The sequence below is a fragment of the Pontibacillus marinus BH030004 = DSM 16465 genome, assembly GCF_000425225.1.
GTDB lineage: Bacteria > Bacillota > Bacilli > Bacillales > BH030062 > Pontibacillus > Pontibacillus marinus.
Window position 1 is genome coordinate 97,465 of sequence record NZ_KE384333.1, and the last position, 15,843, is coordinate 113,307.

A 15,843-nucleotide genomic window follows, 5' to 3' on the forward strand; every position below is an offset into this window, starting at 1 on the left:
TTCAGTAGCAGCTTTATTCATTTTTCTTATTTAATGGCTTCCTTACCCTAACTTTATACACTACATATATGCTATATATCTTCCTACGCTTATCGCATCTCCCCCTAAAATATTAAAAATTACTAATACCCCTAAAGGTTCACAAAACGTTTAAAGAATAGGTGAAGAAGCATCTTAAAAAAGGTTTATAATAAAGGTAGAAAGAGAAAGGAGTTGAGAGTATGAAAAAACGAATTGCTAGCTTATTTACAGCCGTATTAGTAGTAGGTATTGCAACTTCAGCTTTTGCACATGGTAGTGAAAATGAAGGTAATACAGCAGATTTCAACTTCTTACATCCATTTAACTTTGAAGAAATGCTCCCCATTATGAAGGACATGCATCCGAATTTTGAAGATGAAGATTTTGAACAAATGTTCAGGGATTGTCATGGGGATGGTGGACAACGCCAACCTGAACACAACGAGGATTATTTTGATCAAATGCCACATAACTATGGACAGGACCAACAAACTAGAAATGGAATGATGGGCTGGTAACTTAATAAAATCAACAAACCCGGGCTGTAAACATTACAGCCCGGGTTTGTTTGCAGTTAATAAACGTGAGGCAAAGATCTACTAAAAGATAAGGTGAACCGGCTTGGTTCCCTACTCTCCTCTTATTTGTGAATTCTGTTAAAATAATGGCGTAAATAATACTAGAACTTGGAGTGAATAATGTGGTTCGATTTGGAATTATCGGAACTAATAGCATAACCGAAGAAATGTTACATGCAGCTAAACATGTAGAAGGTTTTGAGCTTCGTGCTGTATATTCTCGAACGGAAGAAAAGGCAAAATCTTTCGCAAAACAATACGACATTCATCTAACATACACAAGTATAGAAGAACTAGCCAAAAGCGAAGAAATTGATGCAGTCTATATTGCAAGTCCAAATTCGTTTCACGTGGAACAATCTGTACTCTTGATGGATCATGGTAAGCATGTGTTGTGCGAAAAACCTATTGCTTCTAACTCATCAGAAGTTCAAACAATGATTGATGCCGCTAAACGCAATGGCGTTACCTTAATGGAAGCCATGAAAACGACCTTTTTACCAAACTTCCAGCAAATCCAACAATACATGAAGCGTATTGGCACCATTCGACGTTACGCTGTACAGTTTTCAAAATACTCCTCTCGATATGACGCTTATCGCCGCGGGGAAGTCTTGAATGCCTTTAATCCTAAGTTTTCAAACGGATCCCTTATGGATTTAGGCATATATGGGTTGTATCCAATGATAACGTTGTTTGGAAAACCTAACACTGTGAAGGCAAATGCAGTAATGCTATCTTCAGGTGTGGATGGTGAAGGAACCGTTCTTGCATCTTATTCAGAAATGGAAGCTGTCGTATCTCATTCTAAAATTAGTACGTCATATGTGCCATGTGAAATTCAAGGAGAAGATGGCACGATTGTATTTAATCATATGGGAGAACCAACTGAAGTTAAGGTACATTGGAAAGATGGCTCTACTGAAGACATTTCAGTTGAAACCTCCCTTCCCCCAATGGCTTATGAAGTTCATGAGCTTGTTAGCTTGGTACAAAACGGTGAGCAAGAGTCTAGCGTGAACACATGGGAGCGCTCCCTACAAACCAGCCTTGTTATGGAAGAGGCTAGGAAACAGTTTGGGCTAGTATATGAAGCTGATCGTAAATAATCGTTTAAAGTGTGAGGGATGACCCTCACACTTTTTTGTGGTTATGTAATAAAAACCAGATCACCTATAACTGGTAACCTGGTTCATTTCAACTTATATAATCCCAATAGCGGTAAGCAAAATCACAAACGCAAGAGCGATAATTGGAATAAGCACACCAACTACAAATATATCTTTATAGCTGTCTTTGTGCGTCATACCTGTGATTGCAAATAAAGTAAGAACTGCTCCGTTGTGAGGCAGTACATCCAGTCCACCTGAAGATAAGGATGCAACACGGTGGAAGGCTTCTGGACTCACACCTGTATTCATAGCAATTTCATAGTACTTATCACCAAGAGCTTCTAGTGCGATTCCCATACCACCTGATGCAGAGCCTGTCGCTCCGGCAAGAATGTTAACTGAGATCGCTTCTGAAATTAATGGGTGACCTTTTACGCCCATTAATAGTTCTGTTAATTTTTCGAAACCTGGAACAGCACGTACAACTGTACCGAACCCAACTGCGGCACTTGTATTAATAATCGCAATAACGGAACCACTCGCACCACTATTAATCGCAGTAACAAAGCGTTTGAATTTTGAGATATTTAACACCATGATAAGTAAAATTCCTAAGATAAGCGCAGTAATGACATCTAATTCAAACACATTTAATGTAATGAGCACTGTTAAAAGTGGTAAGAAAGATAATAGCCAGTGCGGCACCTTGTCGTCCACTTTCAAATTTGAAGTATCTTTTGGCTCTGTAAACACTTCACCATTTGCTTTCAATTTCTTCTCTTGCCAACGTAGATATAGATAGCCGCCAACAGCCATGATGATCGCAGCGATTATTCCCATTGCTGGTGCTGCTGTTGGAGTTGTTTTGAAATACTCCATCGGAATCAGGTTTTGAATCTGAGGCGTACCTGGCAGCGCTGTCATTGTAAACGTAAACGCACCTAGTGCTACGGTTGCTGGGATAAGCTTACGACTTATGTTTGCTTCACGGAAAAGAGAAATGGCTAATGGATAAACCGCGAATACCACAACGAATAAACTAACTCCTCCATATGTTAAAACGGCTGCGGAAGCAAGTACTCCCAGAATAGCACGCTGTGTTCCAATAACTTTTGTCATAGCCACGGCTACTGATCGAGCCATGCCTGTGTCTTCCATTAACTTACCAAAAATGGCACCAAGCATGAATACTGGGAACCATGACTTTGCGAATGAAACAAATCCACCCATATACGTATCTTTATAAGCTTCTAATAAATCCAATCCACCTGTAAGAGCAACGACCCCTGCTGAGATCGGTGCAATCCAGATAATGGACCAGCCTAAATAAGCTAGTACCATTAGGACAACAAGTCCTAGTAATATACCAAACATGTTTTTTCCCCCTGTATTTATGTTCGTTCAAGATGATTTTTAGAACTTACTGTACTTCTACAACCATGGCGATTCCCTGACCACCTCCGATACAAAGTGAAGCTACACCGTAACGCTCACCTCTACGTTTCAACTCTTTAACGAGCGTGTAGAGAACGCGTGTACCACTCGCCCCTACTGGGTGACCAAGCGCAATCGCACCTCCGTTCATATTCACTTTATCTCGATCTAGACCTAATTCTTTTTCTACTGATAGATATTGAGAAGCAAATGCCTCATTCACTTCAATAAGATCCATATCGTCTAATGATAGATTTGCTTTAGCTAGAGCCGTTTTAATCGCTGGCACAGGGCCAATGCCCATAATGGATGGGTCAACCCCTGCTACACCCCAGGAAACAATTTTAGCTAGAGGGTTTAGACCTTTTTCTTGAACAAAGTCTTCATCAGCTAAAACAACAGCCCCAGCGCCATCGTTGATCCCACTAGCATTTCCACCCGTTACAGTTCCATCTTTTTTGAAAGCAGGCTTCAGATTCGCTAATGTTTCAGGAGTTGTATCTTCACGAATATGCTCATCTGTATCGATTACTTTTGTACCTTTTCGAGACTTCACTTCAACAGGAGCAATCTCTTCGGCAAACTTTCCACTCTCTCTTGCAGTTGCAGCCCTTTGATGGCTCTGTGCAGCGTATGCGTCTTGGTCTTCACGAGAAACCTCATATTTGTCAGCTAGATTTTCTCCCGTAACCCCCATACCTTCACCAATATACTCATCTGTTAATGCTGCCCAGAGCATATCATCCACTTGTGGTGTACCGAGTTTTGTGCCAAATCGACTACCTCGTAATGCGTAAGGAGCTAGACTCATACTATCTACTCCACCAGCTAGTGCTGCCTTACCTTCTCCAAGCATGATCGATTGAGCTGCTGATACGACCGATTGGAGTCCCGAACCGCATAGGCGATTGACGGCAAGCGCTGGGCTCTCAATATCAAGTCCAGACTGCAATGCCACGTGTCGCGCCAAGTAAGGAGCATTCTTCGTTGAATGAATGACATTACCTAGTACAGAAAAGTCAAGATCTGATGCATTCACCCCGCTTCGTTGAATCGCTTCTTTACTTGCTGTTACGCCTAGCTGAGTTGGATCAACATCTTTTAAAGCACCACCAAAACTACCAAAAGGTGTGCGAGCTCCTTCTAAAATATAAACGTTCGTCATGTTGAGTTTCCCCTTTCTTTATTGAGCTGTGTAACCGCCATCCAAGACGACCGCCTGACCTGTAACGCCTTTTGCACTATCACTTGATATGAAGGCTGTATAATCCGCGATCTCTTTCACGGATAATAAACGTCTTTGTGGAACTAACGGATAGATGACATCTTCAAGCACTTTCTCTAAAGAAACGTCACGGTTCTTCGCTAAATCCTCAAGTTGATTACGTACAAGTGGTGTATCTACATAACCAGGGCAGATCGCATTGACTGTAATGCCATGCTCCGCACCTTCTAGCGCAGAAACTTTAGTAAGACCAATCACACCGTGCTTTGAACTGTTATAAGCTGCTTTTCCTGCAAAACCAATCAACCCATTGATCGATGCCATATTAATGATTCGTCCAAAGCCTTGCTTTTTCATGATTGGAAAAGCGAGCTTTGTAGCGATAAATGGTGCAGTAAGCATTATTTTGGTCATGAACTCAAATTTCTCCGTGGGAAAGTCTTCAATCGCAGAAACGTGCTGCAATCCTGCGTTATTAATCAAGACATCTAGACGCCCATAGTGCTCTACTGTTTTATCAATTGCGTGTTGAATGTCTTCTTCCTTCGTAACATCACATTTTAAGCCGATACAGTCATAGCCCATATTTTTCAGGCGATCTGTAACTTCCTGTACTTTGTCCTCTTGAATATCACTAAACGCAACTTTCGCGCCTTTCTCAGCAAACTCCACACCAATTTCATAACCAATCCCGCTTGCGGAACCGGTTATGAATACAACTTTGTTTTCAACCATTCTCATATCCCCCTAAACGTTATTGCTTAGTTTCGTAAAGATCCTCATGTACCTTTAATCCCGCTCCCGTGCAATCTTTAATTTCATCAATCGTCCAACCTTCTCCAACTTCTACTAACTCAAGTCCGCCCTCTTTCACGTCAATCACAGCACGATCTGTGATAATGCGATTAACAACACCCTTACCTGTTAACGGTAGCGAACATTCTTTTAAGATTTTTGGTTCACCATATTTGTTTACATGGTCCATGATGATGACAACTTTTTTAGAACCATGAACAATATCCATGGCGCCCCCCATCCCTTTAATCATTTTTCCTGGGATCATCCAGTTAGCTAGATTACCAGTTTCAGAGACTTCCATTCCGCCTAAAATGGCTAGATCTAAGTGCTCGCCGCGAATCATGCCAAATGATTCAGCACTATCACAATAAGATGCTCCAACAGAAGCCGTTACGGTTTCTTTACCGGCATTTATAAGGTCTGGATCAACTTCATCCTCATATGGAGAACGTCCAATCCCTAGCAAACCATTCTCAGATTGAAGCACCACTTGCTTATCTGGCTGAATGTAGTTCGCTACCATCGTCGGCATTCCAATCCCAAGGTTTACATAGAAACCGCTTTCAATTTCTTGTTCAGCTCGTCTTGCAATCTTTTCACGAACTGTTGCTTTATCTAAATTAACTGCCATGTTGATCTCCTCCTATTAAGCTTGTTTCGCTAGCGTTAAACGCTCGATACGTTTTTCTTGTTGACCCTCGATTAAACTCTGTACATAAATCCCTGGTGTATGAATGTGATCCGGGTCCAATGTCCCTGGCTCTACTAACTTTTCAACCTCTGCAATGGTCGTTGCACCTGCAGCTGCCATCATTGGGTTAAAATTACGTGCTGTTTTGTTATAAATAAGGTTTCCGTGTTTGTCACCTTTAGCTGCTCTTACAAGGCTGTAGTCAGCTGTTAAGCCTGTTTGAAGAAGGTATTCTTTCCCATCAAATGTTCGAACTTCTTTTCCTTCTGCGATTGGAGTACCAACGCCAGCTGGAGTATAAAAGGCAGGGATACCAGCGCCTCCCGCTCGAATACGTTCTGCTAGTGTTCCTTGAGGTACAAGTTCTACTTCAAGTTCACCTTCAATCACCTGACGTTCAAATTCTTTATTTTCACCTACATAAGATCCGATCATTTTATCAATCTGTTTATTTTGGAGTAGTAACCCAAGTCCCCAGTCATCTACGCCACAGTTATTTGAAATTACCGTTAAATGTTTCGCATTTGATTCAACTAAAGCAAGAATTAAATTTTCCGGAATTCCTACTAGTCCAAATCCTCCCACCATAATTGTGGAATAATCCTCTATATCTCTTACTGCTTCTTGAAATGATGTATAAATGTCTTTCATCCATCTTCCACTCCCTTCACCTTGTCACTTGCAAAAATCATGCCAACTAAGAAAACGCTTTCTTGGTGGTATTTTGATTAAGCGAAACAGATTAATCTATTCCGAAACTCCGGAAATAACGATATATACTAATATTTTAGCGATGTAAACCCTTACATATAGAGGCAAAAAAGAACCATTCCAGAATGTCGGAATGGTTTTCCGATTTTCCGGAATGGCTATAATCCATACTTTTTCACTTTGTCATAAAGACTTGTTTTCCCTATTCCTAATTGTGCTGCAGCCTTAGTCTTATCTCCATCTGCTTTCTTAATAGCTCGTTCTATGGCTTGCTTTTCTGTCCGCTCTATAATTTCTTTTAGACTCTCATCTGCCCCCCCTAAATAAGGGTTCGGTTGAATGTGATCAGGGAGGTCTTCTATGCTAATGAACTCTGTACTTGTCAAATGGACGGCAGATTCAATCACATTTTCCAATTCCCGTATATTACCAGGCCAGTGGTACAGCTTCAGGCTCTCATACACATCTTTATCAAAGTCAGTTACGCGTTTACCGATTCGTTCCGTCACTTTGTGAAGTAAAGATTTTGATAATAGAGGAATATCTTCTTTACGCTCACGAAGAGAAGGGATTCGGAATTGAACAACATTAATTCGATAAAACAAATCCTCTCGAAAGTGTTGTGTTTGAATCAATTCTTCTAATGGCTGGTGTGTGGAAGCAATGATTCGGACATCAACCTTTTGTGGTTTTGTTGCTCCTACAGCTTCGACTTCCCCTTCTTGTAAAACACGGAGAATTTTTACCTGAGCATTCAGTGGCATATCACCAATCTCATCTAAAAACAATGTGCCCCCATCTGCCAATTGAAATTTCCCAGGTTTCCCACCTTTTTTCGCACCTGTAAAAGCACCTTCCTGATAGCCGAAAAGCTCTGATTCTAAAAGGTGTTCAGGAATGGCAGCACAATTCACTTTAACAAAAGGCTTGGTACTACGTTCACTGAGATGATGAATACTATGTGCGAATAACTCTTTTCCTGTGCCACTTTCCCCTCTAAGAAGTACCGACACATCACCTGGTGCAATTTTTTTCACTTTATTCTTTAATCGCTCCAATTCTGGTGATCGGCTTATTATATGATGAAGGGAGTAAGTAGCACCGTTGGGTTGATCAAGTTGGGATCGATAAGCTTTCAATTCTAGCAGGAGATCCCGAATGTGACTATTCATCTTCAACCATTCTTCAGTATCACGAAAGAGCACCATCCCAAGTGCTCCTACGATCTTCCCTTCTGAACGGAGAGGGACACGGTTCGCAATCATATAGCTACCACGAATGTATTGAAGATCTGCAATTTCTTCTTCTCCAGTTTGCGTGACGATATGCATACGGGAGTTCTCAATCACGTCAGACACGTGCTTTCCAATAACGTTTGATTTTTCAACATTTAAGAATCTACAATAACTTTCATTCATATACGAAATAAAACCAACCTGATCCACGATAACAATGCAAAAGTTCCCACTCTCAAAAAAGGTGTCAAATAAGTCATGTCTGTGGTTTTCAATAATCTCTCGCATGAGGGCACGCTCCTATGGTAACGATTTCATTATTCTAAATTGAAGTCTATCATGAGTTGTAAGATGTGTCATATAGAGTTTAGAAATTATAGTCATTAAAAAACTCCCTTTTAAAGGGAGTTTTACACTTAAATAAATTCTTTTTATTGATTTAAATACCTATTCAATTCGTTATTTCGAAGGCCATCCCCGTCATTATCTGCTGGGATAATATCATCCGAAATTCCATCCTGATCTGAATCTACAGAAGGATCCAGTTCACCATCACGCAACCCATCACCATCTGCATCGACACCATATTCACGGTCATCGAGCCCATCTCCATCATAGTCTAACTTCTGATCCGTAACTCCTTCTCTCATGCCATCCCCATCTACATCTGGTGGGATGATGGAATCATCCATGCCATCTTGGTCTAGGTCAGATTGATAGGGCTGTTCAGACGAGGCAAGATCACTTTCTCCATTTTCAGCAAACATCTGGTTAATCCAATCCTGTTGATCATTTTCTTGTAATACAGTATGAATCGTTTCTTGTTCTACTATTGGTTGTTCCTCTTGAGAACTGAATACATCCTCTGTTAATGAGCTTTGCTCGATCGGACTTTCAGCTTCTAATTCTTGAAAACCTTCAGTAAGGAGTTCATCGTCTTCTACGACTGTTGCCGCTGCTTCAGAAGCAACATCTCCCCCTAACTCCTCTGCAACACCTCTACCTATATCAGCAAGACCCGCAGCTGCTGTCACAATCAATGCATACTTTGCTGGGGTAAACATAATTAATGGAAATGCCCCGATAATCCAAATAGCAGCTATAATCATAGAAAGAGCGGTAAAATGAGATAAACTACTGACTAACGAAACACCTATGCCAACATAAATAAAGGCTATAGTAAGCCCAAGAGCAATCCTCACAATAAGCCTTCCCAACACTTTTAAAATAACTTCCAAACTTTTATTCATCTTACCAGGGTTTGATGCATGAGGAATTAATAGTATTAATAATATGTATAAGTACAAACTAGCCCCACCGAACAGAAGGCAAAATAAGAAGAATCCTCTTAAATAAGTTAAATCAAGCCATTTATACCTTCTAGATAATCCTGCGCAAATTCCAAAAAGCCAGGCTCCTTCTAATTCATTGGAACGTACTAATGGTTCTTTATATCCCACTTTACACCTCCACTTAATATTTTCCCTACGTCTAAACTCATACTATTATACAATATTTTAGTAAAAACTCTATTAAAAAAGGTGTTCCCCCTATTTAGAGGAACACCTTGATTCGACTTATAAACTATTTAATAACTAGAACTGGACATTTCGCATGTTGCACAACATTGTTGCTGACACTACCAAGGAAAAGCTTTTTCACATTTCCAAGTCCACGGCTTCCGACGATAATTAGATCCATGTCATGTTCTTCAGCATAATTTGTAATGCTTATTGCAGGGTTTTGTTCTGGCTCTCCTACAATAACATCCGTTGTGACAATAACCCCATCTGCCTCAATCTCTTTTTTAATCCTTGCCATATCTTCTTCATATTGTTTCTTCAGTTCATCACCAATTTGACGGGTCACATTAGCATTTGTGACGGGTCCAGTTGGCTTCACCACAGAAATTACATGAACGGCGGTTTCTGCTGATTCAAGAACATGTCTTTCCGCTTCTTTCACAGCTTTTTTACTTAAATCACTACCATCATAAGCTACGAGGATCTTCTTTTTCATGATGATCCCTCCATTCTTGAATAGTGACATCCTTTTCTATGATTCTATTTTATCATAGATTAGAGATTTTTTAGAGGGGTGTAATCGAACAGATTTTGACAATCCTTCATAGATTGAGAGATTCCATACCCTCTATTTCTTCATATACCTTTATATGATTACACATTTATAAGCTAAATAAATATCACCATCATGGGGGTTCATGATATTGTGAAACTAAGTTCACCCAGCAATAAAGGAGTGACTCGGATGGATAAAAGTATTTTTTTTAAGCGCCAAAAAAAGCTAATGCTTAAGCTAAAACAAATTCACCACTGGAATGCTATTTTATTTACCTTCCTTGCTCTAACCGGTTTAATTCTTGTTTCTCCCGAATTCCGACAGTGGCTTCCCCAAGTCCGTATTTGGGTGAAAGATTGGCATATTTGGATTGGCTTTGTAAGCATCCTTCCTATCCTATTATACGGCCCTAAGTTGGTACGCCACTTACAATCATTACGTAAGCGAAAAGCCAATCGATTAAATTTATATTTTGTTCTATTTGTTCTAATCGCTCTTATACTTTCCGGATTACTACTCACCTACCACCGAAGCTTTAGTCCTAGAGTCAGTTCGGCTGCTCTTATTGTTCATGATGTCATGACATGGATTGGAGTTCCTTACCTAATCTACCACAGCATAACTCGTAGTCAGTGGTTTAAAGCTAAAGAAAAACGTCGTCGCCAAAAACTCCAGGAAGAACGACCTGTAATCGAAAAATGGAATCCAATCATGAACCGTCGGGCATTTTTACGAAGAGGAACGGGAGCAGCCATTACGGTGGTTTTCACCCCATTTATTTACCAATGGGCAAAACCATACTTGAGTACACCAACGGCCTCTCGAACACCTTCACCATTACCAATGACTGAGCTATTTACACCAATGCCAAAACCATCACCTCACTCTACCCCTCCAATTGGTGGAGGGAGAAGTGGAACATTTCGTTATTATTCAGTCACATCTATGCCTGAAGTGAATGATGAAAATTTCTCATTTAAAATAGATGGCTTCGTTCATAATCCTCAATCATGGAACTGGAAAGAGTTCTTGGACCTTAAGCGAAATGTGCAAGTATCAGACTTTCATTGTGTAACGGGCTGGAGTGTCTACGATGTAACTTGGGAAGGTATGAAGTTAAAAGACTTATTAGATCAAGCAGAGATTAAAAGTGATGCGAAATATGTGAAGTTGTATTCTCAGGATGGCGTTTATACAGATACTCTAACGATCGACCAAGCTATGAGGGAAGATGTCATGGTAGCCATGCTTATGGATGGAGAGCTTATTGAGAACCGTAATGGTGGACCAGTTAGGCTTATTGTTCCAAAAATGTATGCCTATAAATCAGTCAAATGGTTGAACAGAATTGAATTGATTGATCATGAGCATACCGGCTATTGGGAGCAAAGAGGCTATGAGAAGGATGCTTGGGTGTAGGGGGGATGACGATTCACTTTCACCACTTTAATCCTCCACGAATACTTTAATAAGAGTCGATATTAAAGGTTAGGAGTGGTGAAAATGACTATCGTGGATAGTACGCACCTGATATATTCAGTGGAATCGGGTGATACACTCTATTCCATTGCTAGTAGAACAGGAGGCAACATACAGGATATCGTACAGTCAAATGCGATCTATCCTCCTATCACAGATCCAGGGCTCATATTTCCTGGTCAGGTTTTAATTTTGACAAAACCCGGAAAAAACCAAGTACAACAAATCGTAAGCCAAGGAGATAGACTTTATCAATATGCCTATCGTTATGATACAAGTGTTGATTTACTACAAGGCATAAACCCGCAAGTTGATGACCCTAATATGATTTATCCATCTCAGCAATTATTGGTTCCAGCATTTATTTACGAGGTGGAGCAAGGAGATACTCTTTATAAAATTGCACAGAGGTTTGGTCTATCTCTCAGCACTTTGATGGAAGCCAACCGTGCTCGTCCTGGCCTTTCTCCAGACGTAATTTATCCTGGTTACCGCTTAATTATTCCATTACCATCATCGGTTAACATCGTGGTATTCCGTCCATTCCCCGGAACCTCCATTCAGTCAGGGCAACTGCTTAAGGGGTATGCACGTGCTTTTGAAGGAACGATTCTTTACCGAATTGTGGATGATGCAAATCAAGTTGTGAAAAACGAAGCTCCAATACAGACTTCAGCAGGTGCTCCTTCATATGGCTCTTTTTCAATGGCTATTGAATTTGATGATTCTCCTACTACAAAAACTGGAGAATTGTGGGTTTACACAAGAAGTGCAAAGGATGGAAGTATTCAAGACTTAGTACAGATTCCTGTATTTTTCTAAAAATCCCTTTAATCAGGGATTTTTTAGTTACGAAATATATACAAGTCAAAACCAAAAGTAGATCATCTTCATCATATATGATTGTTATGATAATCTATAAAACAAGATAAAAATAGGAGGCTTCCACCATGATAACGCTTATTAAAAACACCGAGGTTTACACTCCAGATTACATAGGAAAAAAAGATGTCCTCATAACAGACCGTCGTATTGCTAAAGTAGCTGATCAGATTAACCTTCAAGAATTGGAATGGATTCAATACATCGATGGAACAGGAAAGGTTCTTACACCTGGTTTTATAGATGGCCATGTACATATTACAGGAGGTGGAGGCGAAGGCAGTTTTCGCTCAAGAACGCCGGAGCTCATGTTGAGTGATGCAACAACAAGTGGCGTTACTACTGTTGTGGGAGTTATCGGAACGGATGGTACAACGAGGACAATGACAAATTTAGTTGCCAAAGCTCGAGCTCTGAGAGAAGAAGGCATCACAACTTATATCCATACAGGCTCCTATCAAGTTCCGGTTAGAACACTAACCGGGAAAATTGAAGATGATATTATGCTAATTGATCTAATCATTGGCGCAGGTGAAATTGCCATAGCTGACCATCGATCATCGCAGCCAACTGTAGACGAACTTGCTCGAATTGCCTCACAAGCTAGAGTTGGAGGAATGCTCTCTGGTAAAAGCGGGATCGTAAATGTTCATGTTGGTGACAGTCCAGACAAACTTCAATTAATTGACCAAGTCATTGAGCAGACTGATATTCCAATCACCCAATTCTACCCTACTCATATCAACCGAAATCGTAAGCTATTTGAAAAAGGGATCGAATATGCAAAACGCGGAGGCTATGTTGACTTCACAACAAGCACCATTCCAACTTTTATAGAAGAGGGAGAAGTAAAAAGTGCTAAGGCATTACGTCTTATGTTAGAAGCAGGAGTGCCTATTGAACAAATCACCTTTACATCTGATGCGCAAGGAAGCCTTCCTGATTTTGATCATAACGGGCGATTAATCGGTCTAAAAGTCGGCCGTGTTCGTTCTCTATATGAAGCATTTATAGAAGCTATTCATGAAGAAGAAATTGATATTACGGATGCTTTAAAAACAATCACACGTAACCCTGCTTCCATTCTTGGTTTAAACAATAAAGGTGAAATAAAAGAAGGATATGACGCTGATCTTATCTTATTAGATCAACAAGACCTTTCTATTCACACAGTTATTTCATCTGGCCAAATGATGGTCAAGGATGGAGAAGCGATTGTAAATGGTACATTCGAGTAAATCCATTCTCATATACTAGGCACCTTCTCTTTGAAGGTACCTAGTTTTTAAGCATATCCTACCAATTCCATAAACCCTCTCCCCTGTATCTCTTTATTGCCTTCATTTGATGTAACCTCTGTCCCTGAAACTTCACAAACCCCTTCCCAAATTGCTTGAAGTGGTCCAATAATAGGCATTTCCTGTTTTGGAAAGTGTGCCATAACATGGAGGTCCATTGAAAACTCAGGTATCTTGATCTTCCACTCTATTGGATAACGAGCGTTTGTTTGGAAGCTTCTCCAAAAGTTTATTTCGATAAAAGAAATGTTTCTTGTAAAACGGACTGAACCATCCTTTTCAATTATGTTAGCCATGGGGGAAAAAGTTTCTTTCCCAGAGCGCATCTGATTTAAAAGGAGTTCCCGACCATCCTCAAGCTGCAGACCAAACCAGTCCCAACCTGCACCTTTTATCAGTCCATAGTCTCGCCCCCACTGATGATCAAACCAACCTACACCTTCCACATTTTCTATTCCACTATGTGTTTGAATTTGTCCTTCGACATGGTTCCTAGTAAAAGAATAGTAATATAAATCATCTGGTTTTCCATCTCCCCCAATTAAAGAGATAGGTTTCAAAGATCTAAAATTTAGATCAATCTCAAAGTCCTTATCTGTTAAATGCATTTTAAAACGATCTTCATTTTCCCCCATAAACGTTAATTCATTGTCCCCATATATCAATTTAGTAGGATTTTGTTGTATGGATGCTTTATCCATTTGAGAATGAGGGGGTGGAACCTGACCTAGTAGAAGGTCTTTATATAGATCCCATATTTGCACATCTTTTGGGTTTAATAATAAGTAAAACGGTAGATACATAGCGATCATGTTATGCTTTAGCTTTGAATCTATTATAGAATAGTTCTGCTTTGTTTTATTGTTCAAATCAATTAATGTGAAAATGAGATAGTGACCTTTACTACATTCCGTTTCTCCCACTCTAAAAAAAGAAGCCATTACAGCATATTGGCCACCCTGATCTCCAGTAAGATACGCGTAATTATACCACCACTCAATATTTGACTTTCGGTGAGGTCCTGTATCTTTCGGAAGTGATATCTTCTCAAAAAAATTTTCATTCATTTTTGAACACACCTTACAGTTTTATAGCAAGGTATGCATAAACAATCCAAAATGGGAATGAACGGGGTGAAGATGAGTCATAATTCCCTTATATTTTATTGAGCTATTATTTATCTTACTCTCCAGTCAAATACTTACCTCATAACGAATTTCCGCACTAGTCTTCTATTATACGTCCAATCCCCCTTTCATTGCGGAGCATAGGATATCGTGTTCTCAAAAAATGAAAGGGAGTGATGTGATGAGTAACGAAGAGAACAAGCCATGTCAACAACCAGCCTCTCTTAGCAATTGTCGCAATAGACCTATAACACCAGATGTAAATCCAGATGCACAAATTGCTAAAATACCTGTTGTCTTAGCAGAGGTTGAAGTATGTACGGACCTAGAAGCCAAAGTAACCTTTCCAGAAGATGTCTTAGAAATCAAAGATGTAAAGAAACAAATCGAACTTGTGCAATGTCGTTTACTTGTACCTAGTAATCAGCTATATATTAAAGGGTATGTAAGAAAAAACATTCAATATGTTACACCGGTTGGTAGGGGGCTTTCTAACAAATGCGTTGATTCAGATTATCGTTCATTCACCGTGGATGTCCCGTTTACGTGTGTAACTGAGATAAAAGACTTTATAACACGTCCTTTAGACATTCATTTTGATGAACGTAAAGAGTTCAACTTTAGAGTCTCTCAATCTTTGCCTAAAGGTTATCCTGAAAAAGATCATTATCAATCTCAAGATATCTCTCAATTCAACCAAGGTAGTCAACAATTCTATAATGAAATTCCTTATTGTGATCTTCTATCGAGTAACATTATTGAAATGGATGCTTCTACAGATAGAAGGCCTATACAAGGTGGACCAGAATTTGAAGGAGTTTTCAGAAACGTTGTAGAAAAGATGAGTGTATGTTTTACGCTTAAGTTACTTCAAAAGCAGCAAGTTCCACTTGGAGGAATTACAGGGCCGACTGGACCTACTGGACCTGGAGCTGGAGTGACTGGGCCGACTGGACCTACTGGGCCAACTGGACCTACGGGACCTACCGGGCCGACTGGACCTACTGGAGCCACTGGACCTACTGGGCCTACCGGACCTACTGGAGCCACTGGACCTACTGGGCCGACCGGACCTACTGGAGCCACTGGACCTACTGGAGCCACTGGACCTACTGGGCCGACTGGACCTACCGGACCTACGGGACCTACCGGACCGACTGGACCTACTGGACC

Annotated in this window: 15 protein-coding genes; 6 read left to right on the forward strand and 9 right to left on the reverse strand. The window is 40.2% G+C overall.

What is annotated here, in order from left to right; all coding sequences use genetic code 11:
- The first annotated feature begins 221 nt into the window (after positions 1-221).
- Complete coding sequence (locus H514_RS23530; protein ID WP_051255234.1) at positions 222-539, forward strand: hypothetical protein; 318 nt, start codon at positions 222-224, stop codon at positions 537-539.
- Between the two features lie 182 nt (positions 540-721).
- Complete coding sequence (locus H514_RS0119210) at positions 722-1,708, forward strand: Gfo/Idh/MocA family protein (protein WP_027448425.1); 987 nt, start codon at positions 722-724, stop codon at positions 1,706-1,708.
- A 93-nt stretch (positions 1,709-1,801) separates the two neighbouring features.
- Here the strand turns inward: H514_RS0119210 and H514_RS0119215 are convergent, their stop codons facing one another.
- The 8 genes from H514_RS0119215 to H514_RS0119250 form a co-directional block, all read right to left on the reverse strand.
- A complete protein-coding gene (locus H514_RS0119215) occupies positions 1,802-3,085 on the reverse strand; it encodes a GntP family permease (protein ID WP_027448426.1) in 1,284 nt (427 codons plus the stop codon).
- A gap of 46 nt (positions 3,086-3,131) precedes the next feature.
- Positions 3,132-4,310, reverse strand: a complete 1,179-nt coding sequence (locus tag H514_RS0119220; protein ID WP_027448427.1) for a thiolase family protein — start codon at positions 4,308-4,310, stop codon at positions 3,132-3,134.
- An 18-nt stretch (positions 4,311-4,328) separates the two neighbouring features.
- Positions 4,329-5,105 (reverse strand): 3-hydroxybutyrate dehydrogenase, encoded by a 777-nt coding sequence (locus H514_RS0119225; RefSeq protein WP_027448428.1) that lies wholly within the window; start codon positions 5,103-5,105, stop codon positions 4,329-4,331.
- Between the two features lie 19 nt (positions 5,106-5,124).
- Positions 5,125-5,799 (reverse strand): 3-oxoacid CoA-transferase subunit B, encoded by a 675-nt coding sequence (locus H514_RS0119230; RefSeq protein WP_027448429.1) that lies wholly within the window; start codon positions 5,797-5,799, stop codon positions 5,125-5,127.
- Between the two features lie 15 nt (positions 5,800-5,814).
- Complete coding sequence (locus tag H514_RS0119235) at positions 5,815-6,510, reverse strand: CoA transferase subunit A (protein WP_027448430.1); 696 nt, start codon at positions 6,508-6,510, stop codon at positions 5,815-5,817.
- A 218-nt stretch (positions 6,511-6,728) separates the two neighbouring features.
- The gene (locus tag H514_RS0119240; RefSeq protein WP_027448431.1) at positions 6,729-8,093 is read right to left on the reverse strand and encodes a sigma-54 interaction domain-containing protein; all 1,365 of its coding nucleotides are present in this window, start codon (positions 8,091-8,093) and stop codon (positions 6,729-6,731) included.
- 143 nt (positions 8,094-8,236) lie between these two features.
- Positions 8,237-9,265, reverse strand: a complete 1,029-nt coding sequence (locus H514_RS0119245; protein WP_027448432.1) for a PspC domain-containing protein — start codon at positions 9,263-9,265, stop codon at positions 8,237-8,239.
- A gap of 124 nt (positions 9,266-9,389) precedes the next feature.
- The gene (locus tag H514_RS0119250) at positions 9,390-9,824 is read right to left on the reverse strand and encodes a universal stress protein (protein WP_027448433.1); all 435 of its coding nucleotides are present in this window, start codon (positions 9,822-9,824) and stop codon (positions 9,390-9,392) included.
- A gap of 249 nt (positions 9,825-10,073) precedes the next feature.
- Between H514_RS0119250 and H514_RS0119255 the strand changes: the two genes are divergently transcribed.
- From H514_RS0119255 to iadA, 3 genes are all read left to right on the forward strand, one after another.
- Entirely contained in the window at positions 10,074-11,303 is a 1,230-nt protein-coding gene (locus H514_RS0119255) for a molybdopterin-dependent oxidoreductase (protein ID WP_036841854.1), read from the forward strand.
- A gap of 84 nt (positions 11,304-11,387) precedes the next feature.
- A complete protein-coding gene (locus H514_RS0119260) occupies positions 11,388-12,185 on the forward strand; it encodes a LysM peptidoglycan-binding domain-containing protein (protein WP_027448435.1) in 798 nt (265 codons plus the stop codon).
- A 128-nt stretch (positions 12,186-12,313) separates the two neighbouring features.
- Positions 12,314-13,483: a beta-aspartyl-peptidase gene (iadA, locus tag H514_RS0119265; protein WP_027448436.1), complete on the forward strand. Its 1,170-nt coding sequence runs from the start codon at positions 12,314-12,316 to the stop codon at positions 13,481-13,483.
- Positions 13,484-13,530: 47 nt separating this feature from the next.
- Here the strand turns inward: iadA and H514_RS0119270 are convergent, their stop codons facing one another.
- Positions 13,531-14,610: a lipocalin family protein gene (locus tag H514_RS0119270; protein WP_027448437.1), complete on the reverse strand. Its 1,080-nt coding sequence runs from the start codon at positions 14,608-14,610 to the stop codon at positions 13,531-13,533.
- Between the two features lie 241 nt (positions 14,611-14,851).
- Between H514_RS0119270 and H514_RS24860 the strand changes: the two genes are divergently transcribed.
- A partial coding sequence (locus tag H514_RS24860) for a CsxC family protein (protein WP_051255235.1) occupies positions 14,852-15,843 on the forward strand: 992 nt, incomplete at its 3' end.

Coding starts and splice junctions, on each gene's coding strand:
- H514_RS0119260 (WP_027448435.1), top strand. CDS start 11,388: ATGACTATCGTGGATAGTACGCACCTGATATATTCAGTGGAATCGGGT.
- H514_RS23530 (WP_051255234.1), top strand. CDS start 222: ATGAAAAAACGAATTGCTAGCTTATTTACAGCCGTATTAGTAGTAGGT.
- H514_RS0119235 (WP_027448430.1), bottom strand. CDS start 6,510: ATGAAAGACATTTATACATCATTTCAAGAAGCAGTAAGAGATATAGAG.
- H514_RS0119215 (WP_027448426.1), bottom strand. CDS start 3,085: ATGTTTGGTATATTACTAGGACTTGTTGTCCTAATGGTACTAGCTTAT.
- H514_RS0119240 (WP_027448431.1), bottom strand. CDS start 8,093: ATGCGAGAGATTATTGAAAACCACAGACATGACTTATTTGACACCTTT.
- iadA (WP_027448436.1), top strand. CDS start 12,314: ATGATAACGCTTATTAAAAACACCGAGGTTTACACTCCAGATTACATA.
- H514_RS0119225 (WP_027448428.1), bottom strand. CDS start 5,105: ATGGTTGAAAACAAAGTTGTATTCATAACCGGTTCCGCAAGCGGGATT.
- H514_RS0119255 (WP_036841854.1), top strand. CDS start 10,074: ATGGATAAAAGTATTTTTTTTAAGCGCCAAAAAAAGCTAATGCTTAAG.
- H514_RS0119270 (WP_027448437.1), bottom strand. CDS start 14,610: ATGAATGAAAATTTTTTTGAGAAGATATCACTTCCGAAAGATACAGGA.
- H514_RS0119220 (WP_027448427.1), bottom strand. CDS start 4,310: ATGACGAACGTTTATATTTTAGAAGGAGCTCGCACACCTTTTGGTAGT.
- H514_RS0119230 (WP_027448429.1), bottom strand. CDS start 5,799: ATGGCAGTTAATTTAGATAAAGCAACAGTTCGTGAAAAGATTGCAAGA.
- H514_RS0119250 (WP_027448433.1), bottom strand. CDS start 9,824: ATGAAAAAGAAGATCCTCGTAGCTTATGATGGTAGTGATTTAAGTAAA.